This window comes from Streptococcus oralis (assembly GCF_003943415.1).
GTDB lineage: Bacteria > Bacillota > Bacilli > Lactobacillales > Streptococcaceae > Streptococcus > Streptococcus oralis_BJ.
In genome coordinates this window covers 134,782-161,742 of the sequence record NZ_RJPK01000002.1, presented here as the reverse complement: position 1 = coordinate 161,742, position 26,961 = coordinate 134,782, and the positions used below count along the sequence as shown (strand labels likewise).

22 protein-coding genes are annotated in these 26,961 nt (G+C 43.4%); 16 read left to right on the top strand and 6 right to left on the bottom strand.

Annotated elements, in window-relative coordinates; all coding sequences use genetic code 11:
- Nucleotides 1–2 precede the first annotated feature (2 nt).
- The 9 genes from D8801_RS03395 to D8801_RS03360 all read left to right on the top strand — a co-directional run bounded on the left by D8801_RS03395 (nt 3) and on the right by D8801_RS03360 (nt 14,223).
- On the top strand, nt 3–1,856 hold the full coding sequence (locus tag D8801_RS03395; RefSeq protein WP_125847874.1) for a proline--tRNA ligase: 1,854 nt from the start codon (nt 3–5) through the stop codon (nt 1,854–1,856).
- A gap of 97 nt (nt 1,857–1,953) precedes the next feature.
- On the top strand, nt 1,954–3,333 hold the full coding sequence (locus D8801_RS03390; RefSeq protein WP_125847873.1) for a glycoside hydrolase family 1 protein: 1,380 nt from the start codon (nt 1,954–1,956) through the stop codon (nt 3,331–3,333).
- A gap of 187 nt (nt 3,334–3,520) precedes the next feature.
- On the top strand, nt 3,521–7,912 hold the full coding sequence (locus D8801_RS03385) for a PolC-type DNA polymerase III (RefSeq protein ID WP_125847872.1): 4,392 nt from the start codon (nt 3,521–3,523) through the stop codon (nt 7,910–7,912).
- A gap of 19 nt (nt 7,913–7,931) precedes the next feature.
- A complete protein-coding gene (locus tag D8801_RS09815; protein WP_185758490.1) occupies nt 7,932–8,084 on the top strand; it encodes a hypothetical protein in 153 nt (50 codons plus the stop codon).
- 21 nt (nt 8,085–8,105) lie between these two features.
- Nucleotides 8,106–9,347 (top strand): aminopeptidase, encoded by a 1,242-nt coding sequence (locus D8801_RS03380; protein WP_125847870.1) that lies wholly within the window; start codon nt 8,106–8,108, stop codon nt 9,345–9,347.
- A 9-nt stretch (nt 9,348–9,356) separates the two neighbouring features.
- The gene (locus D8801_RS03375) at nt 9,357–9,587 is read left to right on the top strand and encodes a GlsB/YeaQ/YmgE family stress response membrane protein (RefSeq protein WP_000901576.1); all 231 of its coding nucleotides are present in this window, start codon (nt 9,357–9,359) and stop codon (nt 9,585–9,587) included.
- Between the two features lie 72 nt (nt 9,588–9,659).
- Nucleotides 9,660–10,382 (top strand): pseudouridine synthase, encoded by a 723-nt coding sequence (locus D8801_RS03370; protein ID WP_125847868.1) that lies wholly within the window; start codon nt 9,660–9,662, stop codon nt 10,380–10,382.
- A gap of 112 nt (nt 10,383–10,494) precedes the next feature.
- Nucleotides 10,495–11,829: an aminopeptidase C gene (pepC, locus tag D8801_RS03365; RefSeq protein WP_125847866.1), complete on the top strand. Its 1,335-nt coding sequence runs from the start codon at nt 10,495–10,497 to the stop codon at nt 11,827–11,829.
- 165 nt (nt 11,830–11,994) lie between these two features.
- Complete coding sequence (locus tag D8801_RS03360) at nt 11,995–14,223, top strand: HAD-IC family P-type ATPase (protein ID WP_125847864.1); 2,229 nt, start codon at nt 11,995–11,997, stop codon at nt 14,221–14,223.
- Nucleotides 14,224–14,285: 62 nt separating this feature from the next.
- On the opposite strand, the gene D8801_RS03355 is transcribed toward D8801_RS03360, so the two are convergent.
- From D8801_RS03355 to D8801_RS03340, 4 genes are all read right to left on the bottom strand, one after another.
- The gene (locus D8801_RS03355; protein ID WP_125847862.1) at nt 14,286–15,197 is read right to left on the bottom strand and encodes a PTS system mannose/fructose/sorbose family transporter subunit IID; all 912 of its coding nucleotides are present in this window, start codon (nt 15,195–15,197) and stop codon (nt 14,286–14,288) included.
- Between the two features lie 14 nt (nt 15,198–15,211).
- On the bottom strand, nt 15,212–16,024 hold the full coding sequence (locus tag D8801_RS03350; protein ID WP_125847860.1) for a PTS mannose/fructose/sorbose transporter subunit IIC: 813 nt from the start codon (nt 16,022–16,024) through the stop codon (nt 15,212–15,214).
- Between the two features lie 74 nt (nt 16,025–16,098).
- Nucleotides 16,099–17,088, bottom strand: a complete 990-nt coding sequence (locus tag D8801_RS03345; RefSeq protein WP_125847858.1) for a PTS sugar transporter subunit IIB — start codon at nt 17,086–17,088, stop codon at nt 16,099–16,101.
- 283 nt (nt 17,089–17,371) lie between these two features.
- On the bottom strand, nt 17,372–18,184 hold the full coding sequence (locus tag D8801_RS03340) for a Cof-type HAD-IIB family hydrolase (protein ID WP_125847856.1): 813 nt from the start codon (nt 18,182–18,184) through the stop codon (nt 17,372–17,374).
- Between the two features lie 187 nt (nt 18,185–18,371).
- Here D8801_RS03340 and D8801_RS03335 point away from each other — a divergent pair, with 187 nt between their 5' ends.
- The 6 genes from D8801_RS03335 (at nt 18,372) to folK (ending at nt 24,320) form a co-directional block, all read left to right on the top strand.
- Nucleotides 18,372–19,790, top strand: coding sequence for an NCS2 family permease (locus tag D8801_RS03335; protein ID WP_125847854.1), 1,419 nt, complete (start codon nt 18,372–18,374; stop codon nt 19,788–19,790).
- A gap of 60 nt (nt 19,791–19,850) precedes the next feature.
- Complete coding sequence (locus tag D8801_RS03330) at nt 19,851–20,558, top strand: CPBP family intramembrane glutamic endopeptidase (protein WP_125847852.1); 708 nt, start codon at nt 19,851–19,853, stop codon at nt 20,556–20,558.
- Between the two features lie 103 nt (nt 20,559–20,661).
- Nucleotides 20,662–21,606 (top strand): dihydropteroate synthase, encoded by a 945-nt coding sequence (gene folP / locus D8801_RS03325; RefSeq protein WP_125847850.1) that lies wholly within the window; start codon nt 20,662–20,664, stop codon nt 21,604–21,606.
- A 1-nt stretch (nt 21,607) separates the two neighbouring features.
- Nucleotides 21,608–22,930 (top strand): bifunctional folylpolyglutamate synthase/dihydrofolate synthase, encoded by a 1,323-nt coding sequence (locus tag D8801_RS03320; RefSeq protein ID WP_125847848.1) that lies wholly within the window; start codon nt 21,608–21,610, stop codon nt 22,928–22,930.
- The gene (gene folE / locus D8801_RS03315) at nt 22,911–23,465 is read left to right on the top strand and encodes a GTP cyclohydrolase I FolE (RefSeq protein ID WP_061418228.1); all 555 of its coding nucleotides are present in this window, start codon (nt 22,911–22,913) and stop codon (nt 23,463–23,465) included. The genes D8801_RS03320 and folE overlap by 20 nt, the downstream gene beginning before the upstream one ends.
- Before the next feature lie 42 nt (nt 23,466–23,507).
- The gene (gene folK / locus D8801_RS03310) at nt 23,508–24,320 is read left to right on the top strand and encodes a 2-amino-4-hydroxy-6-hydroxymethyldihydropteridine diphosphokinase (RefSeq protein WP_061418226.1); all 813 of its coding nucleotides are present in this window, start codon (nt 23,508–23,510) and stop codon (nt 24,318–24,320) included.
- A gap of 46 nt (nt 24,321–24,366) precedes the next feature.
- Here folK and D8801_RS03305 read toward each other — a convergent pair whose 3' ends face one another.
- Nucleotides 24,367–24,684: a DUF960 domain-containing protein gene (locus tag D8801_RS03305; protein WP_000886039.1), complete on the bottom strand. Its 318-nt coding sequence runs from the start codon at nt 24,682–24,684 to the stop codon at nt 24,367–24,369.
- Nucleotides 24,685–24,893: 209 nt separating this feature from the next.
- Between D8801_RS03305 and ccpA the strand changes: the two genes are divergently transcribed.
- Nucleotides 24,894–25,904, top strand: coding sequence for a catabolite control protein A (gene ccpA / locus D8801_RS03300; protein WP_001090631.1), 1,011 nt, complete (start codon nt 24,894–24,896; stop codon nt 25,902–25,904).
- Between the two features lie 40 nt (nt 25,905–25,944).
- On the opposite strand, the gene D8801_RS03295 is transcribed toward ccpA, so the two are convergent.
- Nucleotides 25,945–26,907: an asparaginase gene (locus D8801_RS03295; protein ID WP_125847846.1), complete on the bottom strand. Its 963-nt coding sequence runs from the start codon at nt 26,905–26,907 to the stop codon at nt 25,945–25,947.
- Nucleotides 26,908–26,961: the final 54 nt, after the last annotated feature.

Here is a 26,961-nt window from a genome sequence, read left to right as displayed (position 1 = left end):
TTATGAAACAAAGTAAAATGCTAATCCCAACGCTTCGCGAAATGCCAAGCGATGCTCAAGTTATCAGCCACGCCCTTATGTTGCGTGCTGGTTATGTTCGTCAAGTTTCTGCTGGTGTTTATTCTTACCTACCACTCGCTAACCGTGTGATTGAAAAGGCTAAGAATATCATGCGCCAAGAGTTTGATAAGATTGGTGCGGTGGAAATGTTGGCTCCTGCCCTTCTCAGTGCAGATCTTTGGCGTGAATCAGGTCGTTATGAAACCTATGGTGAAGACCTTTATAAACTGAAAAATCGTGAAAAGTCAGACTTTATCCTAGGTCCGACACACGAAGAAACTTTTACAGCTATTGTTCGTGACTCTGTCAAGTCTTACAAGCAATTGCCACTCAACCTTTACCAAATTCAACCGAAATACCGTGATGAAAAACGTCCACGTAACGGACTTCTCCGTACGCGTGAATTTATCATGAAAGACGGATATAGTTTCCATGCTAATTACGATAGTTTGGATGTGACTTATGACGAGTACAAAGCGGCCTATGAACGAATTTTCACTCGTAGTGGCTTGGACTTCAAGGCCATCATCGGTGACGGTGGCGCCATGGGTGGTAAGGATAGCCAAGAATTTATGGCCATTACACCAGCCCGTACAGACCTCGACCGCTGGGTTGTCTTAGATAAGTCAGTTGCCTCATTTGATGAGATTCCTGCAGAAGTGCAAGAAGAAATTAAGGCAGAATTGCTCAAATGGATGGTTTCTGGTGAAGACACCATTGCCTACTCAAGTGAGTCTAGCTATGCAGCTAACTTAGAAATGGCAACAAACGAGTACAAACCAAGCAACCGTGTCGTTACTGAAGAAGAAGTAACTCGCGTCGAAACTCCAGGTGTTAAATCCATCGATGAAGTGGCAGCCTTCCTTAACGTGCCAGAAGAGCAAACGATTAAAACTCTCTTCTACATGGCAGATGGTGAGCTTGTTGCAGCCCTTCTAGTTGGAAATGACCAACTCAATGAAGTCAAGTTGAAAAACCACTTGGGTGCAGATTTCTTTGATGTTGCGAGCGAGGAAGAAGTAGCAAATGTTATCCCAGCTGGTTTTGGTTCACTTGGCCCAGTTGGTTTGCCAGAGAATGTGAAAATCATTGCAGACCGTAAGGTGCAAGATGTTCGCAATGCTGTTGTGGGGGCTAACGAAGATGGCTACCACTTGACGGGTGTGAACCCAGGTCGTGATTTCACTGCAGAATATGTAGATATCCGCGAAGTTCGTGAGGGTGAAATTTCACCAGACGGACAAGGTGTCCTAAACTTTGCGCGTGGTATCGAGATCGGTCATATTTTCAAACTCGGAACTCGCTACTCAGCAAGCATGGGTGCAGATGTCTTGGACGAAAACGGCCGTGCGATCCCAATCATCATGGGTTGTTACGGTATTGGTGTTAGTCGTCTCCTCTCAGCCGTTATAGAGCAACACGCTCGCCTCTTTGTTAACAAAACGCCAAAAGGTGAATACCGTTACGCTTGGGGAGTTAACTTCCCTAAAGAATTGGCACCATTTGATGTGCACTTGATTACTGTCAATGTCAAAGATGAAGAAGCGCAAGCCTTAACAGAAAAATTGGAATCCAACTTGATGGGAGCTAGTTACGAAGTCTTGACAGATGACCGTAACGAACGTGTCGGAGTCAAATTCAGCGATAGCGACTTGATTGGGTTGCCAATTCGCATTACTGTTGGGAAGAAAGCAGCTGATGGTATCGTAGAAGTCAAGATCAAGGCGACTGGTGACACCATCGAAGTTCATGCAGACAACTTGCTCGAAACCCTTGAAATCCTAAGCAAGAAATAAAACTATAATCAGAAGAAAAACAAGGCAAAAATGTAACTAGTTTTTACCTTGTTTTTTCTGTATAATGGGAAAAATGAGTAAATGAAGAGGTAAAGCTATGCTAAAATTTCCAAAGGATTTTGTCTGGGGTTCCTCCACTTCTGGACCACAGACAGAAGGACGAGTGCCAGGTGATGGTAAAGGAGATAATCTCTGGGATTATTGGTATCAGGTGGAGCCAAACCGTTATTACAATGGGATTGGACCTGACAAAACATCGACCTTCTATGAAAACTGGGAAAAGGATATTGAGCTTTTGGTAGAGACTGGTCATACAGCCTTCCGAACTTCTATCCAGTGGTCTCGTATTTCCCCGCAAGGTCGTGGAGAAGTCAATCCTCAAGGGGTGACTTTCTACCGTCAGGTCTTTGAAGCCATTAAGGCCAAGGGGATTCGTCTCTTAGTCAATCTCTATCACTTCGACCTGCCATTTGCCCTCCAAGAAGACGGCGATGGTTGGGAAAATAAGGCGACCATCAAGGCTTATGAAGACTATGCTCGTTTTTGTTTTGAAACTTACGGTGACTTGGTGGACCAATGGATTACCTTCAATGAACCCATCGTCCCCGTAGAATTTGGTTATTTTTATGATGCCCATTATCCTCACAAGGTAGATGCTAAGGCGGCGGTTAAGGTTGCTTATCATACGCAATTGGCTAGCAGTCTTGCGGTTAAGGCCTGTCATGAGATTTTGCCTGATTCTAAGATTGGGATTGTCCTTAACTTGACACCAGCTTACCCACGTAGCCAGCATCCCGCGGATGTCAAGGCTGCTCGCATTGCGGATCTCTTCCAAGCACAATCTTTCCTAGACCCGTCTGTCTTGGGAGCTTATCCAGAAGAGTTAGTGGAAATTTTAGCTGAGCATGATTTGTTACCAGAGTACACTGTTGAAGAGTTAGAACTCATTCGCGAGAATACAGTTGATTTCCTTGGAGTCAATTACTACCAACCTTTGCGCGTTATGGCGCCGCGTTTTGCTAAACATCCAGACAGTCCCCTCTTGCCAGAACATTTCTATGAGCCTTACGTCATGCCAGGCCGTAAAATCAATCCTCATCGCGGTTGGGAAATCTACGAGCAGGGGATTTATGATATCGCTCAAAATATCAAAGAAAATTATGGTAATATTGAGTGGATGCTGACCGAAAATGGCATGGGTGTTGAAGGGGAAGAAAAATTCCGTCAAGATGGGATGATTCAAGATGATTACCGAATTGACTTTGTCAAAGGGCATTTGCGTGAACTCCATCGTGCCATCGAAGATAGTGCTAACTGTAAAGGTTACTTAATCTGGACCTTTATTGACTGCTGGTCATGGCTCAACAGCTATAAAAACCGCTATGGTTTGGTTGAGCTTGACTTGGAAACGCAAGAACGCCGGCTGAAGAAATCAGGCCACTGGTTCAAAGAGCTCAGCGACAATAATGGATTTTAAGAATAAAAAGAGTGAGATGCCAAGTGAGACGTCATCTCACTTTTTAATATGTGACTACGGATCAGTATAGTTTTATCTACTATAAGTATGATAAAACCTTTCCATCTAAATCGCAAGGAAAATGGTACTGGCTATATATTTTCTTTAATTATGGTAAAATAGTAAGAGAATAATGTGAGGAAAATGAATGTCAAGCAAGTTTGAAATTTTAATGAACCAACTAGGAATCTCTGATCAACTGAAACAGGATCCTGCTCTCGTTGATGCAAGCATTGAGCGTGTCGTGGTTCATAAAATTAGTAAGGTATGGGAATTTCATTTTGTATTTTCTAAAATTTTACCGATTGAAATTTTTCTAGAGTTAAAGAAGGGGTTGAGTGAGGAATTTTCTAAGACAGGCAATCAAGCTGTTTTTGAAATCAAGGCTCTTTCTCAAGAATTTTCTAATGAACTCTTGCAGGCCTACTATAAGGAGGCTTTTTCTGAAGGTCCGTGTGCTAGCCAAGGATTTAAGTCTCTTTATCAGAATCTGCAAGTTCGTGCGGAGGGAAATCAACTCTTTATTGAAGGTTCAGAGGCGATTGATAAGGAGCACTTTAAGAAGAATCATCTTCCTAATTTGGCAAAGCAACTCGAAAAGTTTGGTTTTCCAGCTTTTGTATGCCAAATAGAAAAGAATGATGCTCTTACAAAAGAGCAGGAGGAAGCCTTCCATACGGAGAATGAACAGATTGTTCAAGCTGCCAATGAGGAAGCGCTCCGAGCTATAGAGCAACTGGAACAAATGGCCCCTCCTCCAGTAGAAGAGAAATCGACCTTTGACTTTCAGGCTAAAAAAGCTGCGGCCAAGCCAAAGCTAGATAAGGCAGAAGTTACCCAGATGATTGATGTGACGACTGAGGAAAATCGTTTGGTCTTTGAAGGGGTGGTCTTTGATGTCGAGCATAAAGTGACCAGAACAGGTCGTGTCTTGATTAACTTTAAGATGACGGACTATAGTTCAAGTTTTTCAATGCAAAAATGGGTTAAGAATGAAGAAGAAGCTCAGAAGTTTGACCTCATCAAGAAAAATTCTTGGCTTCGTGTTCGTGGGAATGTGGAGATGAATAACTTTACACGCGATTTGACCATGAACGTGCAGGATGTGCAGGAGGTTGTTCACTATGAACGCAAGGATTTGATGCCAGAAGGTGAGCGTCGGGTTGAGTTTCATGCTCATACCAATATGTCAACCATGGATGCTTTACCAGAGGTTGAAGAAATCGTTGCGACAGCTGCTAAGTGGGGACACAAGGCGGTTGCCATCACGGACCATGGGAATGTCCAGTCCTTCCCACATGGCTATAAGGCAGCTAAGAAAGCTGGAATTCAGCTAATCTATGGAATGGAAGCCAATATCGTTGAAGACCGCGTTCCTATCGTTTATAACGAAGTAGAGATGGACTTGTCGGAAGCGACCTATGTGGTCTTTGACGTGGAAACGACGGGACTTTCAGCTATTTATAATGACTTGATTCAGGTTGCGGCCTCTAAGATGTACAAGGGAAATGTCATTGCCGAATTTGATGAATTTATCAATCCAGGACATCATTTGTCAGCCTTTACTACTGAGTTGACTGGTATTACAGATGATCATGTCAAAAATGCCAAACCACTGGAACAAGTTTTGCAAGAATTCCAAGAATTCTGTAAGGATACGGTCTTAGTTGCCCACAATGCCACCTTTGACGTTGGCTTTATGAATGCCAACTATGAGCGTCATGGTCTGCCTAAGATTAGCCAGCCAGTTATTGATACGCTGGAGTTTGCTAGAAACCTCTATCCTGAGTATAAACGTCATGGTTTGGGGCCTTTGACTAAGCGTTTTGGTGTGGCACTGGAACACCACCACATGGCCAATTACGATGCGGAAGCTACTGGCCGTCTGCTTTTCATCTTTATCAAAGAGGTGGCAGAAAAACATGGTGTGACTGATCTGGCTAGACTAAATATTGATCTGATTAGTCCAGACTCTTATAAAAAAGCTCGGATCAAGCATGCGACCATTTATGTCAAGAATCAGGTGGGGCTGAAAAATATCTTTAAACTGGTTTCTTTGTCTAATACTAAGTATTTTGAAGGGGTGCCACGGATTCCGAGAACGGTTCTAGATGCCCATCGGGAGGGCTTGATTTTGGGATCAGCTTGTTCGGAGGGTGAAGTTTTTGACGCAGTTGTTTCCCAAGGTGTGGATGCGGCGGTTGAGGTGGCCAAGTATTATGACTTTATCGAGGTCATGCCACCAGCCATCTATGCGCCACTGATTGCCAAAGAGCAAGTCAAGGATATGGAGGAGCTCCAGACCATTATCAAGAGTTTGATAGAGGTCGGGGACCGTCTTGGCAAGCCTGTACTGGCTACGGGAAATGTTCACTATATCGAACCGGAAGAAGAAATTTACCGTGAAATTATCGTCCGTAGTTTGGGCCAGGGGGCTATGATTAACCGAACCATCGGTCACGGTGAACATGCCCAACCAGCTCCTCTTCCGAAAGCTCATTTTAGAACGACTAATGAGATGTTGGATGAATTTTCCTTCCTGGGAGAGGATTTAGCACGCAAATTGGTTATTGAAAATACCAATGCCTTGGCAGAAATTTTTGAGCCTGTTGAGGTTGTTAAGGGTGACTTGTACACACCTTTCATTGACAAGGCGGAAGAAACGGTCGCCGAGCTGACCTATAAGAAAGCTTTTGAGATTTATGGCAATCCGCTGCCAGATATTGTTGATTTGAGGATTGAAAAAGAATTAACCTCTATTCTGGGGAATGGATTTGCCGTGATTTATCTGGCTTCCCAGATGTTAGTGCAACGTTCCAATGAACGGGGCTACTTGGTTGGTTCTCGTGGGTCTGTTGGGTCCAGTTTTGTTGCGACTATGATTGGGATTACGGAGGTTAATCCTCTCTCTCCTCACTATGTCTGTGGTCAGTGTCAGTACAGTGAGTTTATCACCGATGGTTCTTATGGTTCAGGTTTTGATATGCCCAATAAGGACTGTCCAAACTGTGGCCATAAACTCAGAAAAAATGGGCAGGATATTCCGTTCGAGACCTTCCTTGGTTTTGATGGGGACAAGGTTCCCGATATTGACTTGAACTTCTCGGGAGAAGACCAGCCTAGCGCCCACTTGGATGTACGTGATATCTTTGGTGAGGAATATGCTTTCCGTGCAGGAACGGTTGGTACGGTAGCTGCCAAGACTGCCTATGGCTTTGTCAAGGGCTACGAGCGGGACTATGGGAAGTTTTATCGTGATGCAGAGGTGGAACGCCTTGCTCAAGGTGCAGCTGGTGTCAAGCGGACAACAGGACAACACCCGGGGGGAATTGTTGTTATTCCTAACTACATGGATGTCTACGATTTTACGCCTGTCCAGTATCCAGCGGATGACGTGACGGCTGAATGGCAGACCACCCACTTTAACTTCCACGATATCGATGAGAACGTCCTCAAACTCGATGTGCTGGGACATGATGATCCGACCATGATTCGAAAATTGCAGGACTTGTCTGGGATTGATCCTAATGAAATCCCTATGGATGATGAAGGCGTGATGGCCCTCTTTTCTGGGACGGATGTACTTGGGGTGACGCCGGAGCAAATCGGAACGCCGACGGGCATGCTGGGAATCCCAGAGTTTGGAACAAACTTTGTACGTGGGATGGTAGACGAAACGCATCCGACGACCTTTGCGGAATTGCTTCAGTTGTCTGGATTATCCCACGGTACCGATGTGTGGTTGGGAAATGCCCAGGATTTGATCAAGCAAGGAATTGCGGACCTATCAACCGTTATCGGTTGTCGGGACGACATCATGGTTTACCTCATGCATGCGGGTCTCGAGCCTAAGATGGCCTTTACCATCATGGAACGGGTACGTAAGGGATTGTGGTTGAAGATTTCCGAAGAGGAGAGAAATGGCTATATCGAAGCCATGAAGGCCAATAAGGTGCCAGAATGGTATATCGAATCCTGTGGGAAAATCAAATATATGTTCCCCAAAGCCCATGCGGCAGCCTACGTTATGATGGCCTTGCGCGTGGCCTACTTCAAGGTTCACCATCCGATTTATTATTACTGTGCTTATTTCTCTATCCGTGCCAAGGCCTTTGATATCAAGACCATGGGTGCGGGCTTGGATGCTATCAAGCGTAGAATGGAAGAGATCGCTGAAAAACGGAAGAATAATGAAGCCTCTAATGTGGAGATTGACCTCTATACCACTCTTGAGATTGTCAATGAAATGTGGGAACGTGGCTTCAAATTCGGCAAACTCGATCTCTACCGTAGTCAGGCGACAGAGTTCCTCATTGATGGGGATACCCTCATTCCGCCATTTGTAGCTATGGATGGTCTGGGAGAGAATGTTGCCAAGCAACTGGTGCGTGCGCGCCAAGAGGGCGAATTTCTCTCTAAAACGGAACTCCGCAAACGTGGTGGACTTTCCTCGACCTTGGTTGAAAAGATGGATGAAATGGGTATTCTCGGCAATATGCCAGAGGATAACCAGTTGAGCTTGTTTGATGAGTTGTTCTAAAATATAGAAAGAGGTTTTTATGAAACTTACCATTTCCGCTCAGGATAAGCCAGCGCAAAAGATGTTTGATTACCAGCTGGATTTTGACCCTGATACGATTTTGAAAATGACCGCTTTGATTTGCGGCACGGTGGCAGCAGTTAGCCTGCTGTCCTTGTTTAAAGAGAAATAACAATAGAAAAGAGAAAACAAAATGGTTTTACCAAATTTTAAAGAAAATCTAGAAAAATATGCTAAATTGTTGGTTGCGAACGGAATTAACGTGCAACCTGGTCATACCTTGGCTCTCTCTATCGATGTGGAGCAGCGTGAGTTGGCGCATTTGATCGTGAAGGAAGCTTATGCCTTGGGTGCATATGAGGTTATTGTTCAGTGGACAGATGATGTCATCAACCGTGAGAAATTCCTTCACGCGCCGATGGAGCGTTTGGACAATGTGCCAGAATACAAGATTGCTGAGATGAACTATCTTTTGGAGAACAAGGCTAGCCGTCTTGGAGTTCGCTCCTCTGATCCAGGTGCCTTGAACGGTGTGGACGCTGACAAGCTTTCAGCTTCTGCCAAAGCGATGGGACTTGCTATGAAGCCAATGCGTATCGCAACTCAATCCAACAAGGTTAGCTGGACTGTAGCAGCCGCTGCTGGGCTTGAGTGGGCTAAGAAAGTCTTTCCAAATGCTGCGAGCGATGAGGAAGCGGTAGATTTGCTTTGGGACCAAATTTTCAAAACTTGCCGTGTCTACGAAGAAGATCCTGTTAAGGCTTGGGAAGAACATGCAGCCAACCTCAAGAGCAAGGCAGATATGCTCAATAAAGAGCAATTTTCAGCCCTTCACTACACAGCGCCAGGGACAGATTTGACACTTGGCTTGCCAAAGAACCATGTTTGGGAATCAGCAGGAGCAATTAATGCTCAAGGCGAAGGATTCTTACCAAATATGCCAACAGAGGAAGTCTTCACCGCGCCTGACTTCCGCCGTGCAGATGGTTATGTAACCTCTACAAAACCACTTAGCTATAACGGAAATATCATCGAAGGGATTAAAGTGACCTTCAAGGATGGTCAAATCATTGATATTTCAGCTGAGAAGGGTGATCAGGTCATGAAAGACCTCGTCTTTGAAAACGCGGGTGCGCGTGCCTTGGGTGAATGTGCCTTGGTACCAGATCCAAGCCCAATTTCTCAGTCAGGCATTACCTTCTTCAACACCCTTTTCGATGAAAATGCGTCAAACCACTTGGCTATCGGTGCAGCATATGCGACCAGTGTTGTTGGTGGTGCAGAGATGAGCGAAGAAGAGCTTGAAGCTGCGGGCCTCAACCGTTCAGATGTCCACGTGGACTTTATGATTGGTTCAAATCAAATGAATATTGATGGTATCCGTGAGGACGGTAGTCGTGTGCCAATCTTCCGCAATGGAGACTGGGCTATTTAAGGAGAAGCTATGCTTGGAAGTATGTTTGTTGGTCTCCTAGTGGGACTCTTGGCAGGTGCTTTGACCAATCGTGGAGAGAGCATGGGATGCTTTGGAAAAATGTTTCTCGGCTGGATTGGTGCCTTTCTGGGGCATCTGCTCTTTGGAACTTGGGGACCAATTTTAGCGGGAACAGCTGTTATTCCCGCCGTTTTGGGAGCCATGCTTGTCTTAGCTATCTTCTGGAGACGAGGAAGTTAGTTCCTTAAATCTGAAATGAAAAGGAGGTTGGTCATTGAGCCAGCCTCCTTTTGAGTGTGATATAATAGTTCTATGAGATTAGATAAATTTTTAGTTGCCTGCGCAGTAGGAAGTCGGACGGAGGTCAAAAACTTGCTTAAGGCTGGGCGCGTGACGGTAAATGGTAAAAAGGAAAAGTCAGCTAAACTGCAGATTAATGAAGAAAGAGATGAAATTCGTTTTGATGGCCAAGTGCTGGAGTACGAGGAGTTTGTCTACTACATGATGAACAAGCCCCAAGGAGTTATTTCAGCGACTGAGGATTCTAAACATAGAACAGTGTTGGACTTGTTGGATGATTTGGCGCGGACCAAGGAAGTTTTTCCAGTGGGGCGCTTGGATATTGACACGCATGGTCTTCTGCTCTTGACTAATGACGGCCAGCTGGCCCATGCGTTGCTTTCGCCTAAGCGTCATGTGGAAAAGTCCTATTTGGCACAAGTAAAGGGGATTATGACCCAAGAAGATGTGGAGACATTTACCAAGGGCATTCCTCTCAAAGACTTTACCTGTCAGCCTGCTAGACTGGAGCTTGTATCGGTAGATCCAGAAAAAAATCAAAGTCTGGTTCGTGTGACCATTGCAGAAGGGAAGTTTCATCAGGTTAAACGCATGGTGGCATACTGTGGTAAGGAAGTCGTGGACTTACAACGTTTGACTATGGGAACACTGATTTTAGACGAGAACCTGAAAAGGGGTGAGTGGCGTCGCTTGACCAAGGAGGAGTTAGAGGAGCTCCTTGCTAGTATTGCTTAAGTTAATTTATTTTAGTAAAAAGGTGAGGAGAATGTCCTTGCCTTTTTATGTTTTTCGGTTGCTTCATTTGTGAAAAGAGTTATAATAGACAGTAGAATAAAAGGAGGAATCTATGAACGCGATTCAAGAATCATTTACAGATAAACTATTTGCCAACTATGAAGCAAATGTCAAATACCAAGCGATCGAAAATGCTGCTAGTCACAATGGAATTTTTGCAGCCCTAGAGCGTCGCCAAAGCCATGTTGACAACACGCCTGTTTTCTCATTGGATTTGACCAAGGACAAGGTGACTAACCAGAAAGCATCAGGTCGTTGCTGGATGTTTGCGGCCCTCAATACTTTCCGTCATAAACTCATTTCTCAATACAAACTGGAAAACTTTGAATTGTCACAAGCTCACACATTCTTCTGGGACAAGTATGAGAAATCTAACTGGTTTTTGGAGCAAGTCATTGCGACTGCAGACCAAGACTTGACGAGCCGTAAGGTTAGCTTCCTACTCCAAACCCCTCAACAAGACGGTGGTCAATGGGATATGGTCGTTGCCCTCTTTGAGAAATACGGTGTCGTTCCTAAGTCAGTTTACCCTGAGTCTGTTTCATCTAGCAGCAGCCGTGAGCTCAATGCCATCCTTAACAAATTGCTCCGTCAAGATGCTCAAATCTTGCGTGATTTGTTGGCTTCTGGTGCAGACCAAGCGACTGTTCAAGGCAAGAAAGAAGAGCTCTTGCAAGAAATCTTTAACTTCCTTGCTATGTCTTTGGGACTTCCCCCACGTAAGTTTGACTTTGCTTATCGTGATAAGGATGATAACTACCAAAGCGAAAAAGGTATCACACCACAAGAGTTTTACAAGAAATATGTCAATCTTCCTCTAGAAGATTATGTTTCTGTTATCAATGCCCCAACTGCTGAAAAACCTTACGGTAAATCATATACAGTTGAGATGTTGGGAAATGTCGTCGGTAGTCGTGCAGTTCGCTATATCAACGTTCCAATGGAACGCTTGAAAGAATTGGCGATTGCCCAAATGCAAACAGGTGAGACCGTTTGGTTTGGTTCTGATGTCGGCCAACTCAGCAACCGCAAAGCTGGAATCCTTGCGACTGATGTTTATGACTTTGAATCAAGCATGGATATTCAACTCATTCAAGACAAGGCTGGACGTTTGGACTACAGCGAAAGCTTGATGACCCACGCCATGGTCTTGACAGGTGTTGATTTGGATGAAAACGGCAAGTCAACCAAGTGGAAGGTTGAGAACTCTTGGGGAGACAAGGTCGGTACAGATGGTTACTTTGTTGCCTCAGATGCTTGGATGGACGAATACACCTACCAAATCGTTGTTCGTAAGGAATTACTAACAGCAGAAGAACAAGCTGCTTATGAAGCAGAGCCAACCGTGTTAGCACCATGGGATCCAATGGGAGCCTTGGCAGAATAAAGCATAGAGAAAAGAGGTTAGGGGAATCCTAGCTTCTTTTTTAAGTTCTTCTTAAAGTTGCGATAGATGATGCTTGCCAAGGGAGTTCTTCTTATTTTGAGTCTTTAAGTGACAGAGAAAAAGATATGTGTTATTATAGTAGTACAAAAGGATATCGGAGTAGAAATGAAGTATTTAAGCAGTCAAGACATCAAGGAACGTCAACGAAACATCAGCGATATTAAACCCTACAAAACAACCAAGGAAATTGTCGTTTCAAATATATTTACCTTCTTTAATGCCATGAACTTGGCTCTGGCAGTTCTGGTAGCCACAACCTTGCGATTTGAAAATATGCTCTTTTTAGGTGTGATTGCTATCAATACAGCCATCGGTATTTTCCAAGAAGTGCGTTCAAAAAATGCTTTAGAAAAACTAAGTTTGCTTGGTAAAAGTAAGTACAGGGTCAATCGAGATGGGAAAACAATTGAGATTGACCCAGAGGATATTGTTCTAGGCGAGTATCTGCATCTCAATCTGGGAGATCAGGTGCCTGTAGATGCAGAAGTGCTTGAAGGGAATATTGAAGTTGATGAGTCCTTGCTGACTGGCGAGAGTGATTCGGTCTTTAAAACGGTTGGTGATAAGCTGATGAGCGGAAGCAATGTCGTCAGCGGTACTTGTCTGGTTACGGCGACGGCGGTCGGTCCCGATAGTTATATCAATAAGCTTGCAAAATCCAGCAAGGAATTCAAAAAATATCCTTCTCAACTGCGCGACTACATGGATAAGATTTTAAAAATCGTCTCGATTTTGTTAGTGCCAGTTGCCATTCTGCTCTATGTCAGAGGTTTTAGTCTAGGGAGGACTTATGTTGAGATTGTCTTAGGAAGTTCAGGTGCCTTGGTCGGCATGATTCCAGAGGGTTTGATTCTCCTAGTCAGTGTGTCTCTGGCGGTAGCAACCATGAAGCTGGCTAAAAAGAAGGTTCTGGTGCAGGAGCTATACTGTGTGGAAACCTTGGCGCGTGTAGATGTTCTTTGTTTTGATAAGACAGGAACCATCACGACTGGTAATATGAAGGTCCAAGAAATGGATGATAAGCTAGCAGAGAAACTGTCTTCTTATCTAGCTTATTTTGAGGATGAAAATGCGACGTCGCGGGCTCTGAAGACTTACTTAACCTGTGAGAAAAAGTGGGAAGTTCAAGAAGTTGGTGCCTTTTCAAGTAAAAACAAGTATTCCTTTGTCCAAGTAAAAGATGGTGGGACCTATTTCTTCGGGGCTTATGAGTTTCTAGGCTTTACTCAACCGATGGATCCTTACTATGAACATCTAAAACAACAAGGTTTTCGAATCTTATCGCTTGCTCATAGCAAGGACCAAATCACGACTCCAGCCAATATGGAACTACTAGGGCACGTCGTTCTATCAGATGAGATCAAGGACAATACCAAGGACACCTTTGACTATTTCGAATCTCAAGGTGTTGAAGTAAAGATTATCAGTGGTGATAATCATGTGGCTGTATATGGGGTGGCTCGTAAGGCAGGATTTAAAGAATCAGCCCGTGCGATTGATATGACCAAGGTTAGTGATGAGGACTTTGAAAGAGTGGTCTTGGAACACGATATCTTTGGGCGCGTGACACCTGAGCAGAAGCAAAAGATGGTGACCGTTTTGCAAAATGCTGGGAAAACAGTTGCTATGAGTGGTGATGGAGTCAATGATGTTCTGGCTCTCAAGAAAGCAGACATCAGCTTTGCTATGAATGGTGCTACGAGCGCAGCTAAAAGTGTCTCCAACATCGTCTTTCTCACAGATGATTTTGCAGTATTTTATGATATCTTGATGGAAGGTCGCCGTGTCATCAATAACATCCAAAAGGTCGCCTCTCTCTTTCTAACAAAAACCTTCTTCTCCATCGTTTTTGCTATTTTAAGTGTGATATTTGGTTTGGAATTTGCCTTTATCCCCATTCAGTTTACAATCATTTCAGCTATTACGATTGGGATTCCATCCTTCTTCCTAACTTTTGAGTCCAATAAAGAGAAGGTTAGCACTCATTTTATGCGAGATATTTTAATCAATGCGGCGATTGGTGGTGGCATTCTGGTTGCTAGTGTTCTCCTGACTAACTTCTTTATCACTGTCCCAGGTCAGGTCAAATTTATTTGCTTCCTCCTTGCTTTGATCAATGGTCTGTGTCTAGTTGCCAAGGTCAGTCTGCCATTTAATCGATACAAGCTACTCTTGCTCACGTTTTTGAGCCTTGGAGCCCTTGTTGGCGTACTTGCCAATACCTTTATCCTGCGAGGAGCTTTTGTGCCTCTAGAAACCACTCAAGTACTCTATGTAGCCATCCTAGCAGTGGTGATTGGGAGCCTGCATTATCTTACTAGGAGAAAAAGTTGATACACAAAAAGAATCAGGATTTGATCCTGATTCTTTTTTATCTATATTCTCGATGGCTTGAATTACATGATACCAAGGAAACGAGCTGCAATACCTACTGCAAAGAGAGCAAGGATGATTGCGATTGGTGATACTTTTTTCTTAAGCAACCACATGCAGAGGAAAGTAAGGAGAAGTCCCATCAATCCTGGAATCAATGAGTTCAACTGACCTTGAAGTGTTTGTGGTTGAACGCTATCCAAGCTCAAACCACTAAGAGCCTGACCAAGAATTCCTTTCAATTCAGCACCTGATACAGGTCCTTCTGGGAAGTTGATGTAGGCACCTTCAGCCAATTGTTTACCTGGAAGGTTAACAGTAAAGTTGATAGATACCCAACGTTGTACAAGAACGGCAAGGATGAACATACCGAGGATAGAAGCTCCTTTAGTGATGTCTTTCAAGATACCACCAGACATGTCTTTAGTGATTTCAGATCCAGCTTTGTAACCGAACTCTTGTGTATACCATAGGAAGGCCATACGGATAGCATTCCATCCGAAGAAGAAGAGAAGGGGACCAACAATGTTACCAGATGCAGCAAGTGATGCACCAAGAGCTCCAAGGATAGGGCGAACTGTAAACCAGAATACTGGGTCACCGATACCAGCAAGAGGTCCCATCATACCGATCTTAACCCCTTGGATAGCCGCGTCATCGATTTCAACACCGTTAGCGCGTTCTTCTTCAAGTGCAAGAGTAACCCCCATGATTGGAGCAGCTACGTATGGGTGAGTGTTAAAGAACTCAAGGTGACGCTCAAGAGCAGCCGCTTGGTCTTCTTTTTTAGTGTACAATTTTTTGATGGCTGGGATCAATGAGTAAGCCCAACCCAAGTTTTGCATACGTTCGTAGTTCCAAGAACCTTGAAGGAATTGTGAACGCCACCAAACTTTTTGACGATCTGATTTTGATAATTGAATTTTTTCAGCCATGATTGTTCCCCTTTCTAGTAGTCTTCTAGGATATCACCGATTGGGTCGTTAGAAGTCGCAACTCCGCCGCCACCGTTTCCACCTTGTTTTGTAAGGTTAAGGTAGATGAAGGCAAGGGCAACACCGATGACACCAAGGGCAATCAAAGTCAATTGAGAAATCGCTGCAAGTGCAAAACCGATTGCGAAGAATGGCCATACTTCACGAGTTGCCATCATGTTGATAACCATAGCGTAACCAACGGCAACGACCATAGCACCACCGACAGCCATACCACCATTCAACCATTCTGGCATTAGGCCAAGAGCGTCTTGAACAGCGGAAGCTGGGATAGCGATAAGGAAGGCTGCAGGGATCGCGATACGAAGACCCTGAAGAATAAGAGCAAAGTAGTGAGCGCGTTCAACAGCCGCAATGTTTCCTTCTTTTGCAGCTGCGTCAGCTGAGTGAACCAAGGCAACTGAGATTGTACGAACAATCATTGTCAAGAAAAGTCCAGCTACAGCAAGAGGGATAGCTGTGGCTGTTGCGACGGCGATACCTTCAGTAGTAAAGTTACCACCTTTGATCAAGATGATCGCTGCGGCAACAGATGCAAGAGCAGCGTCAGGAGCTACGGCAGCTCCGATGTTTGCCCAACCAAGGGCGATCATTTGAAGAGATCCACCAAGCATAACACCTGCTTCAAGGTTACCTGTTACAAGTCCGATAAGGGTACATGCAACGATTGGTTGATGGAATTGGAATTGGTCGAGGATACCTTCAAGACCTGCAAGGAAGGCAACAACTACAACCAAGATAGCAGAAATGATTGAAATATCTGACATGGTTTTATTCCTTTTCTATTTAGTTTTAATAAAGTACTTAATCCTGTTTTCAAAAATGATAAAACAGAATAAAATTATTGGACGTTCGCTTTGTTAATCAAGTCAAACAAATCCTTTTTCGTGTCGTTTGGTACTTTACGTACATCAAATTCAACACCGAGGTCACGCATTTTTTCAAATGTTGCAACATCATCTTTGTCCATAGACAAGACGTTATTGATCATTGTTTTACCTGTTGAGTGGGCCATAGAACCAACGTTAAGGGTCTTGATTGGCACGCCACCTTCGATGGCACGAAGGGCATCTTGAGGTGTTTCAAACAAGATAAGAGCATGTGTGTTACCAAAACGAGGATCTTTTGCAACCTCAATCAATTTTTTGATTGGTACAACGTTGGCTTTTACTCCGTTAGGAGCAGCTTGCTTGATCAATTCTTTACGCAACTCGTCGTTTGCAACGTTATCTGAAGCAACGATGATACGGTCTGCTTTTGAATCTGGTGTCCAAGCAGTTGCAACCTGACCGTGAAGGAGACGAGTGTCTAGACGAGCAAGGTTGATTTTCAGTTTACCGTCACCGATAACTGTTCCTTCTGGAATAGCAGCTTGGGCAGCAGGAGCAGCTGCAGCAGTGGCAACTTCCTCAACTGGGTTAAGCTCTTCAGGGAGAGCCTTGATGCCATCTTTGGCTTCTTTAATGATATTCGCAGCGACTTTATCCACACCTGCATTCGCGTCCATAAGGCGCTCTGTGTAGGCTTGGATCAACATCGGCAAGTTAAGCCCTGTGATGATGGCAAACTTACGCTCAGGATTTTCTCCCATCACGCGGCTAGCTTGGTTGAATGGAGATCCACTCCAAAGGTCAGCCAATACTAGAACCTCATCTTCTGCGTCAAATGCAGCCACAGCGTTGTTGAATTTAGCGTAAAGATCATCTGGACCTTCGTTTGGCATAAAGGTTACAACTTGAACCTTTTCTTGTTCACCAAAGATCATAGATCCGGACTGATGAATACCCGCAGCAAATTCGCCGTGGCTCGCAATAATGATTCCGATACTCATTATTGTCATTCCTCCTTTAAAATGTTTGACTGTGTGTTTAAGAAAACTTTAAGCCTAACTTTAAGTATAAACCGTTTTCAAACAAAAAGCAACCATTTCTTATAAATATGTGTTGATTTTCAATGAAAACTCGTTTACAAAATGTTAATATATAAACATTTTGTGGAAATGTATGAAAAAATAAGAGAGTAATTTAATATAAAAAAATGAAAACAGGCCGATTAATTGAAAAATTGTGAAAATCAAAAAAGCTAGCACAAGCTAACTTTTTGAGCGTTAAGCGTTATAGGAATAAATCTTGTAGGGTATGGGCAACACCATCTTCATCATTTGTCAGAGAGAGTTGCTCATCAGCATATGGTAGCAAATCGGGATTGGCATTTTTCATGGCATATCCTTTGCCTGCAAAAGCCAGCATTTCGGTGTCATTGTGTTCATCTCCAAAGGCAATCAGGTCTTTTTTGTCACGGTTCATAACATTGAGCAAGTATTCTAAAGCAAAGGCTTTGTTGACCCCTTTTGGTGTACATTCGAGAATGTTAAGAGGGCCTCCCCAGGTATTGATTGCTAGTTGGTGTTGGTAAAAACGATTCATCTCATCTGCTAGTGCGTATTTATCATCGACTCTTGTTTGCAAAAGGATACAGTTAGGGTCCTTGGTTACCAATTCAGATTTGAATTGATTTTCTGGTTGGAAATTTTCTACACCAAATAGTTTGGGATTGGCAATTTCTTCATTAGGAGCCGTGATATAAAATTTCTTGCGGTATTCTCCTGCAATAAAGTCGGCTTGGATATCCTCTTTGTGTTTGACCATGTCTAAGAGGTATTTTTTGTCCAAGGTCAAGCACTTTTCGTGTTCCCAAGTCTGCCCTGGTAGATGGGTAAGGGAACCGTTGAAGTTGATCATAGGTGTGTGCAACTCTAGTTCCTGATAAAATTCTTTTGCCATACGGTAAGGGCGCCCAGTAGTGATGATGACATGGTGGCCTTTTTCAGCAACTCGTTTAATTGTGTTTCGAGTAAAATCTGAAATCTTACTCTCTGAGTTGAGCAGGGTTCCGTCCAAATCGACTGCGATAATTTTTTTAGTCATATAAACCTTCCTAGTACATTCCAGATAAGATGTCTACTATTATATCAAAAAGAAAGAAGAAAAACAGACTCAAAACAAAAAATAGAAATTTCATTTTGTTAAATAAATCAAACAAACATATTGAAAAGGTGAATAATAAATGTTATAATACTCATATTGTTCGTAAAAAAACAAAAGGAGATTAAACATGGACAAACTATTTAAACTAAAAGAGAACGGAACAGATGTTCGTACAGAAGTTCTCGCTGGTTTAACGACTTTCTTTGCAATGAGTTACATTCTCTTTGTAAACCCACAAATGCTTTCGCAGACTGGTATGCCTGCTCAAGGTGTCTTTCTAGCAACGATTATCGGTGCGGTAGCTGGTACCTTGATGATGGCTTTCTATGCTAACTTGCCTTACGCTCAAGCGCCAGGTATGGGATTGAACGCCTTCTTTACATTTACAGTTGTATTTGGGATGGGCTATACTTGGAAAGAAGCTCTTGGTATGGTCTTCATTTGTGGAATTATTTCACTGATTATTACCTTGACAAATGTTCGTAAAATGATTATCGAATCCATTCCTACAACACTTCGTTCAGCTATTTCGGCTGGTATTGGTGTTTTTCTTGCTTATGTAGGGATTAAGAATGCTGGTCTCTTGAAATTCTCAATCGATCCAGGTACTTATACTGTAGCAGGTGAAGGAGCAGATAAGGCTCAAGCTGCACTTACTGCAAACTCAGCAGCTGTTCCAGGATTGGTAGACTTCAATACTCCAGCAGTATTGGTGGCTCTTGCAGGTCTGGCTATTACCATCTTCTTTGTTGTTAAAGGCATCAAAGGTGGAATTATTCTTTCTATTTTAACAACGACTGTCCTTGCCATTGCTGTTGGTGTTGTGAATTTGTCAGGGATTGACTTCGCTAGCAACAATCTTTCATCAGCGGTTAATGATTTAGGAACTTTGTTTGGTGCTGCTCTGGGTTCAGAAGGTTTAGGATCTTTGATTTCAAACACTTCACGTTTACCAGAAACCTTGATGGCTATTCTTGCCTTCTCACTAACGGATATTTTTGATACAATTGGTACTCTTATCGGTACTGGTGAAAAAGTTGGTATCGTTGCGACAAGTGGGGAAAACCATGAGTCAGTTAAATTGGACAAGGCTCTTTACTCTGACTTGGTGGCGACTTCAGTAGGTGCCATTGCAGGTACTTCAAACGTTACGACTTATGTTGAGTCTGCGGCGGGTATCGGTGCTGGTGGACGTACTGGTTTGACGGCCCTAGTTGTTGCAATCTGTTTTGCTCTCTCTAGCTTCTTTAGCCCACTTCTAGCGATTGTTCCGACAGCTGCAACAGCGCCAATTTTGATCATCGTCGGAATCATGATGCTTTCTAACTTGAAAAACATTCCTTGGGATGATATGGCTGAAGCGGTTCCTGCCTTCTTCACATCTATCTTTATGGGATTCAGCTACTCTATCACACAAGGTATTGCTGTTGGTTTCTTGACTTATACCTTGACAAAAGTTGTCAAAGGTCAAGCCAAGGATGTGCACGTGATGATTTGGATTTTGGATGCCTTGTTCATCCTGAACTATATTAGCATGGCGCTATAAGCTATAAATGGTATAATAGAAAAAGGGGAGTCTCCCCTTTTTATTATAAGGAGGTACATCATGAAGAAAAAAGGTATCTGGCAAGAAATTCTGGATAGAGGAATATGGGTGTTGATTTTTTTAATAGGATTGGTGTTATCCCAACTTCCTTTAATTTTATCTGCCCTTTTATCTGCTAGACAATTCCCACTCCTCCAGTCAGGACTCTTGGTGGCTTTGCTGTCGGTTGCTATTCTAACTGTTTTTATCTTTAGTGCGCGAAAAACAGAGATTGCGACCTTCAATCTTTCTTTTTTCAAGGCAAAAGATCTGGCCCGCTTGGTTTTGAGTTATTTGGTTATTTTCACAAGTAACTTATTCGGCTCTGCCTTGCTTCGTCTGATGAATGAATCTACGACCAGCAATCAATCAACTATTAATAATCTGGTTCAGAATAGCTCGCTGATTTCCAGTTTTTTCTTACTGGTTCTGATTGCTCCTATTTGTGAGGAAATATTGTGTCGTGGAATTATCCCTAAAAAGATCTTCCGCGGGAAGGAGAAGTTGGGTTATCTTGTAGGTGCAGTCGTCTTTGCCTTGCTCCACACACCGACCAATCTGCCTTCTCTCCTTATCTATGGAGGAATGTCGACAGTTTTAACTTGGACAGCCTACAGAACAGAACGTTTAGAGATGTCGATCTTGCTTCATATGATTGTCAATGGTATTGCCTTTTGTTTGCTGGCTTTACTGGTTTTGATTAGTCGAAATGTAGGCTTACCTTTCTAGACCATTTCCTTACTTGGAAAAGATGAATGCTGGCGTATCCATCTTTTTCTTTTTATGGTAAAATAGAGAAATAATGTGGTGAAAAACCTTGAGGAGTGACCCTATGTCCAATAAAGCTAGTCAGGCAAAAACAGCCATTTGCGGAATTATCAATGTAACCCCAGATTCCTTTTCGGATGGTGGGCAGTTTTTTGCTGTTGATCAGGCTCTCCAGCAAGCCCGTAAATTGATAGCTGAAGGAGCAAGTATGCTAGATATCGGTGGAGAATCGACTCGCCCTGGAAGTAGCTATGTTGAGATAGAAGAAGAAATCCAGCGTGTTGTCCCAGTTATCAAAGCTATCCGTGAGGAAAGTGATGTCCTCATTTCTATCGATACTTGGAAAAGTCAGGTGGCAGAGGCTGCTTTGGCTGCTGGCGCCAATCTGGTCAACGATATCACTGGTCTCTTGGGTGATGAAAAAATGGCGGATGTGGTTGCTAAGGCTGGTGCGCAAGTAGTCATCATGTTTAATCCAGTCATGGCGCGACCTCAGCACCCTAGCTCGCTCATATTTCCTCGTTTTGGTTTTGGACAATCATTTACAGAGAAAGAGTTAGCTGACTTTGAAAAATTGTCAATCGAAGATTTGTTGAAGGCTTTCTTTGAACGAGCTTTGGCGAGAGCGGATCAAGCTGGGATTGCAAAAGATAAGATCATGCTGGATCCAGGGATTGGTTTTGGTCTGACTAAGAAAGAAAATCTACTCCTTCTACGTGATTTGGACAAACTACACCAGCAAGGCTATCCAATCTTTCTTGGTGTTTCGCGCAAGCGGTTTGTCATCAATATCCTAGAAGAAAATGGTTTTGAAGTTAATCCTGAGACGGAAGTTGGTTTCCGCAATCGGGACACGGCTTCGGCTCATGTAACCAGTATCGCTGCGAGACAGGGGGTCGAAGTAGTGCGCGTGCACGATGTGGCCAGTCACAGGATGGCGGTTGAAATTGCGTCAGCCATTCATTTGGCAGATGATGCGGAAAATTTAGATTTAAAACAATATAAATAAGATGAAAGAAATTGAAAACAATCAGTGGATTGCCCACTACCGGACGGACCAACCGCATTTTGGTTTGGAGCGAATGGTAGAACTCCTAGCCCTGCGAGGTAATCCCCATCTCAAACTCAAGGTCATCCATATCGGAGGGACCAATGGCAAGGGTTCGACCATTGCTTTTTTGAAAAATATGCTGGAAAAGCTAGGTCTGAGAGTTGGTGTTTTCAGCTCGCCCTATCTCATTCATTATACAGACCAGATTAGCATCAATGGGGAATCCATCCCAGAAGTGAAGCTAGAAGCCCTGATGGCAGACTATGAGTCTTTGCTTGAGGGGGAGAAGGGCGCTGTTTTACAAGAAACGACCGAGTTTGAGATTATCACTGCCCTAGCTTATGATTATTTTGCCACTGAAAAAGTAGATGTGGCCATCATGGAAGTCGGTATGGGTGGCCTTCTGGATAGTACCAATGTTTGCCAGCCAATTTTAACAGGAATTACGACCATTGGACTGGACCATGTAGCCCTACTTGGTGACACCTTGGAAGCCATAGCAGAGCAGAAGGCTGGTATTATCAAGCAAGGCATTCCCTTGGTGACAGGTCATATTGTTCCAGAAGCCCTGGCTGTTATTGACCGCATTGCGGAAGGGAAAGATGCACCGAGAATAAGATATGAGAGAGATTATCAAGTCAGTCATCAAGAAAGTGTGGTGACGGGTGAAATCTTTGATTATAGCAGTTCTGTCAGACAAGGTCGCTTTCAAACAGGTCTGCTTGGTTTGCATCAGATAGAGAATGCGGGGATGGCGCTTGCTCTCCTAGACACTTATTGTCAGGAGATTGGGCGAGAATTAGCAAGTAATGACTTGGTTGCTCAAGCTTTGAAAGAAACTAGATGGCCAGGGCGTTTGGAGGTCGTGTCTAGTAACTCCTTGCTGTTTTTAGATGGGGCCCACAATCCTCATGCTATCAAGGCTTTGTTAGCAACCTTGCAAGAACGCTTTGCGGATTATCATAAGGAAATCCTCTTTACTTGCATCAAAACCAAGGCCTTGGACGATATGCTGGATTTGCTAGAAACGCTGCCAGATAGTCAATTGACTTTAACCCATTTTGACGATAGTCGGGCGACGGATGAAAGCGTGCTGAAAGAGATAGCCAAGTCTAGAAATCTCAATTACCAAAGTTGGCAGGATTTTCTAGAGCAGAAATTGACAGATAAAAATGAAGAGAAACAAACAGTTAGGATTGTCACGGGTTCCTTGTATTTCTTGAACCAAGTGAGAGCCTACCTGATGGAGAGGAAGAACGAGAATGGATACACAAAAGATTGAAACGGCTGTAAAAATGATTATCGAGGCTGTTGGTGAGGACGCTAACCGCGAGGGATTACAGGAAACACCTGCTCGTGTAGCCCGTATGTATCAAGAGATTTTTTCAGGTCTTGGTCAAACAGCGGAGGAATATTTGTCAAAATCCTTTGAGATTATTGATGACAATATGGTAGTGGAAAAGGATATTTTTTTCCACACCATGTGTGAACATCACTTCTTGCCCTTCTATGGGAGAGCGCATATTGCCTACATTCCAGATGGTCGTGTGGCAGGCTTGTCTAAGCTAGCCCGTACGGTTGAAGTCTACTCTAAAAAACCACAGATTCAAGAACGGTTGAATATCGAAGTGGCCGATGCCTTGATGGAGTATCTGGGGGCTAAGGGAGCCTTTGTTGTCATTGAGGCAGAGCATATGTGTATGAGCATGCGTGGTGTTCGAAAACCAGGCACTGCAACCTTGACGACAGTAGCTCGTGGTCTATTTGAAACAGATAAGGACCTCCGAGACCAGGCTTATCGTTTAATGGGACTATAAAAAGAATCCGCTTCATGCGGATTTTTCTAGAAAGGACTAGTTATGGATCAACTGCAGATTAAAGATTTGGAAATTTTTGCCTATCATGGTCTTTTTCCTAGTGAGAAAGAATTGGGGCAGAAGTTTGTTATTTCCGCAATCTTATCCTATGATATGACCAAGGCAGCGACAGACTTGGACTTGACAGCTTCTATTCATTATGGGGAACTTTGTCAGCAGTGGACGACTTGGTTTCAGGAAACCACTGAGGACTTGATTGAAACGGTAGCCTACAAACTAGTAGAGCGTACCTTTGAGACCTATCCTCTTGTCCAAGAAATTGAGTTGGAACTCAAAAAACCTTGGGCTCCAGTGCATTTACCGTTGGATACCTGCTCGGTGATCATTCACCGTCGTAAGCAGCGGGCCTTTATCGCCCTAGGAAGCAATATGGGGGACAAGCAAGCGAACTTGGAACAAGCTATTCATAAACTGCGGACTCGAGGCATCCATATTCTCAAAGAGTCTAGTGTCTTAACGACGGAGCCTTGGGGTGGTGTGGAACAGGATAGTTTTGTCAATCAAGTGGTTGAGGTGGAAACCTGGCTACCAACACCAGTCTTGTTAGAAACATTATTAGCCATTGAGTCAGAGATGGGACGGGTTCGAGAGGTGCATTGGGGACCACGTTTGATTGATTTGGACTTGCTCTTTGTGGAGGACCAAGTCATTTATACAGACGACCTCATCTTGCCTCACCCTTATGTAGCAGAACGCCTCTTTGTCCTTGAGTCTCTGCAAGAAATAGCTCCCCATTTTATTCATCCAGTACTCAAACAGCCGATACGCTACTTGTATCAAGAATTGAACAAATAGAAAAAACTCTAGTTCCTCAGCAGTTTGCGCCGAGAAGCTAGAGTTTTTAAAATAGGTCATTTTCTTCAGGAAGGAGGATGGTTTCTTTCCCGTCCATGTCTAAAACAAGAACCCGAGGAGGGTAAAGAGGGTCGAAGGGATGATTAAAATCAAAGTCGATACTAGTCGGCAGGTGCTGACTAGAGAAATGGAAGGTAATGGTCCCCTCGTTGTTTAGTAGTTGAAATTCGAGTTCCTCTTCTAATTCAAAGACGTTTTTCAAAAAATGATCGATAATAAACCATAAAGAGTCGATAACATCGTCAGGCAAGCTGGTCACAACGCCAAAACTGGCAGAACGTCTCTGAGTATTTGTAAAAGCCATAAACATTCCCTCCCTCCTTTTATTTTTCCTTATCATACAGCAAAACATCCCAAAAATCAAGAAATCGTACTCGCTTTTTCAAAATGGGAATAGGTTGTGAAATTTTTTCAAAGTTTCTCTAAAAAATACTTGAAAGTGTTTACAATAAGTGATAAAATGGAGTAAGCAGATGTATGAAAGCGAAATTTTCAATATAGAAAGGAAACAGAATGAACACAGATGATACAGTAACGATTTATGATGTTGCCCGTGAAGCTGGGGTTTCAATGGCAACTGTTAGCCGTGTAGTGAATGGTAATAAGAACGTCAAAGAGAATACTCGTAAAAAAGTTCTAGAGGTGATTGATCGTCTTGACTATCGTCCAAATGCGGTAGCGCGTGGCTTGGCCAGCAAGAAAACCACGACAGTTGGTGTTGTGATTCCAAATATTACTAATGGCTATTTTTCAACCCTAGCCAAGGGGATTGATGATATTGCAGAGATGTATAAGTACAATATCGTCCTAGCCAACAGTGATGAAGACGATGAAAAAGAAGTTTCAGTAGTTAATACTCTCTTTTCAAAACAGGTTGACGGGATCATTTTTATGGGCTATCACTTGACTGAAAAGATTCGTTCAGAATTTTCTCGTTCTCGGACACCAGTTGTCCTTGCAGGAACGGTGGATATCGAACACCAGTTGCCAAGTGTTAATATTGACTACAAACAAGCAACGATTGATGCAGTAACTCATTTGCTTCAGGAAAATGAAAAGATTGCCTTTATCAGTGGACCACTTGTTGATGATATCAATGGTAAAATTCGATTGATTGGTTACAAGGAAGCTTTGAAAAAGGCAGGAATCCCTTATAGCGAGGGCTTGGTATTTGAGTCTAAATACAGCTATAATGATGGCTATGCCTTGGCAGAGCGCTTGGTTTCTTCACAGGCTACAGCCGCGGTTGTGACAGGTGATGAATTGGCTGCGGGTGTGTTAAATGGCTTGGCAGATCACGGTATTTCTGTACCGGAAGAGTTTGAAATCATTACGACAGATGATTCTCAAATTGCACGATTCACTCGTCCAAACTTAACGACAATTGCTCAACCTCTATACGACCTTGGTGCTATCAGTATGCGTATGTTGACCAAGATTATGCATAAAGAAGAGTTGGAAGAACGTGAAGTTCTCCTGCCTCACGGTTTGACAGAACGTCGTTCGACACGAAAACGCAAATAGAAAAAATCAGGGAATCGAGAAGATTTCCTGATTTTCAATTTTAACCTTCCATGTAATTGCGAAGTTCTTGTCCTTTTAGTCCCGCGTTGATAGCAATCAATAATTTGAGGCGAGCTTTTTGAGCATTGAGTTCTTTGACAAAGAAAACGCCAGACTCTTGTAATTGAATTCCTCCGCCTGGATAGGCGTAAACGGGTTCTGCAATTCCGTTAAAACAACGTGAAACCAAGGCGACTGGAATGCCTTTTTGGAGGAGACTTTCTAATTTTTGAGCTGTTTCTTTGGGTACATTACCTGCTCCAAAAGCTTGAACGACTAATCCATCTAGGTGATCTAGGTCAAGCATATCAATCAGCTCATCTGTCATACCTGCATAGGCCGAGATGATGGGAACCAGACCTTGAATATGTTCGAGATCAAAACGGACACGAGGCTCAGCTGTTTTAAAGTAGAGGATTTCTTGCTTCATGATGAGACCAAGTGGTCCGTGTGTTGGAGTTTGGAAGGTACCGACGTTGGTCGTATGGGTTTTGGTAACATACTTTGCTGCGTGAATCTCATCATTCATGACGACCAGCACACCCTTGTCGGCTGCTTTATCATCACTGGCAACTCGTAAAGCACTCAGATAGTTATAAACTCCATCGCTACCGAGTTCGTTTGAACTACGCATAGCTCCTGTTAGAACGATGGGCATGGGCGGAATTTTCATGGTATCAAGGAAGTAGGCAGTTTCCTCTAGCGTATCTGTCCCATGTGTGATGACAACTCCATCGTAGTGGTCTGCTTCCTCTTTAATTTTATGATAGAGCGCAAGCATATGCTTGGGTTTGATATGGGGACTTGGCAGGTTAAAAAGGTCTAGGGCATAAACCTCAATCCCTTCAAGCGGATTGGAAACATGGTTCATGGGATTTTCCTGGCTAGTTACAACGGCACCAGTGGCGTCAGCTTGCATGGAAATAGTTCCACCTGTATGTAAAACAAGGATTTTCTTAGGCATGAATTACTCACTCTTTCTGAAATGTGGTATAATCATTGTAACACAAAAGGGGAG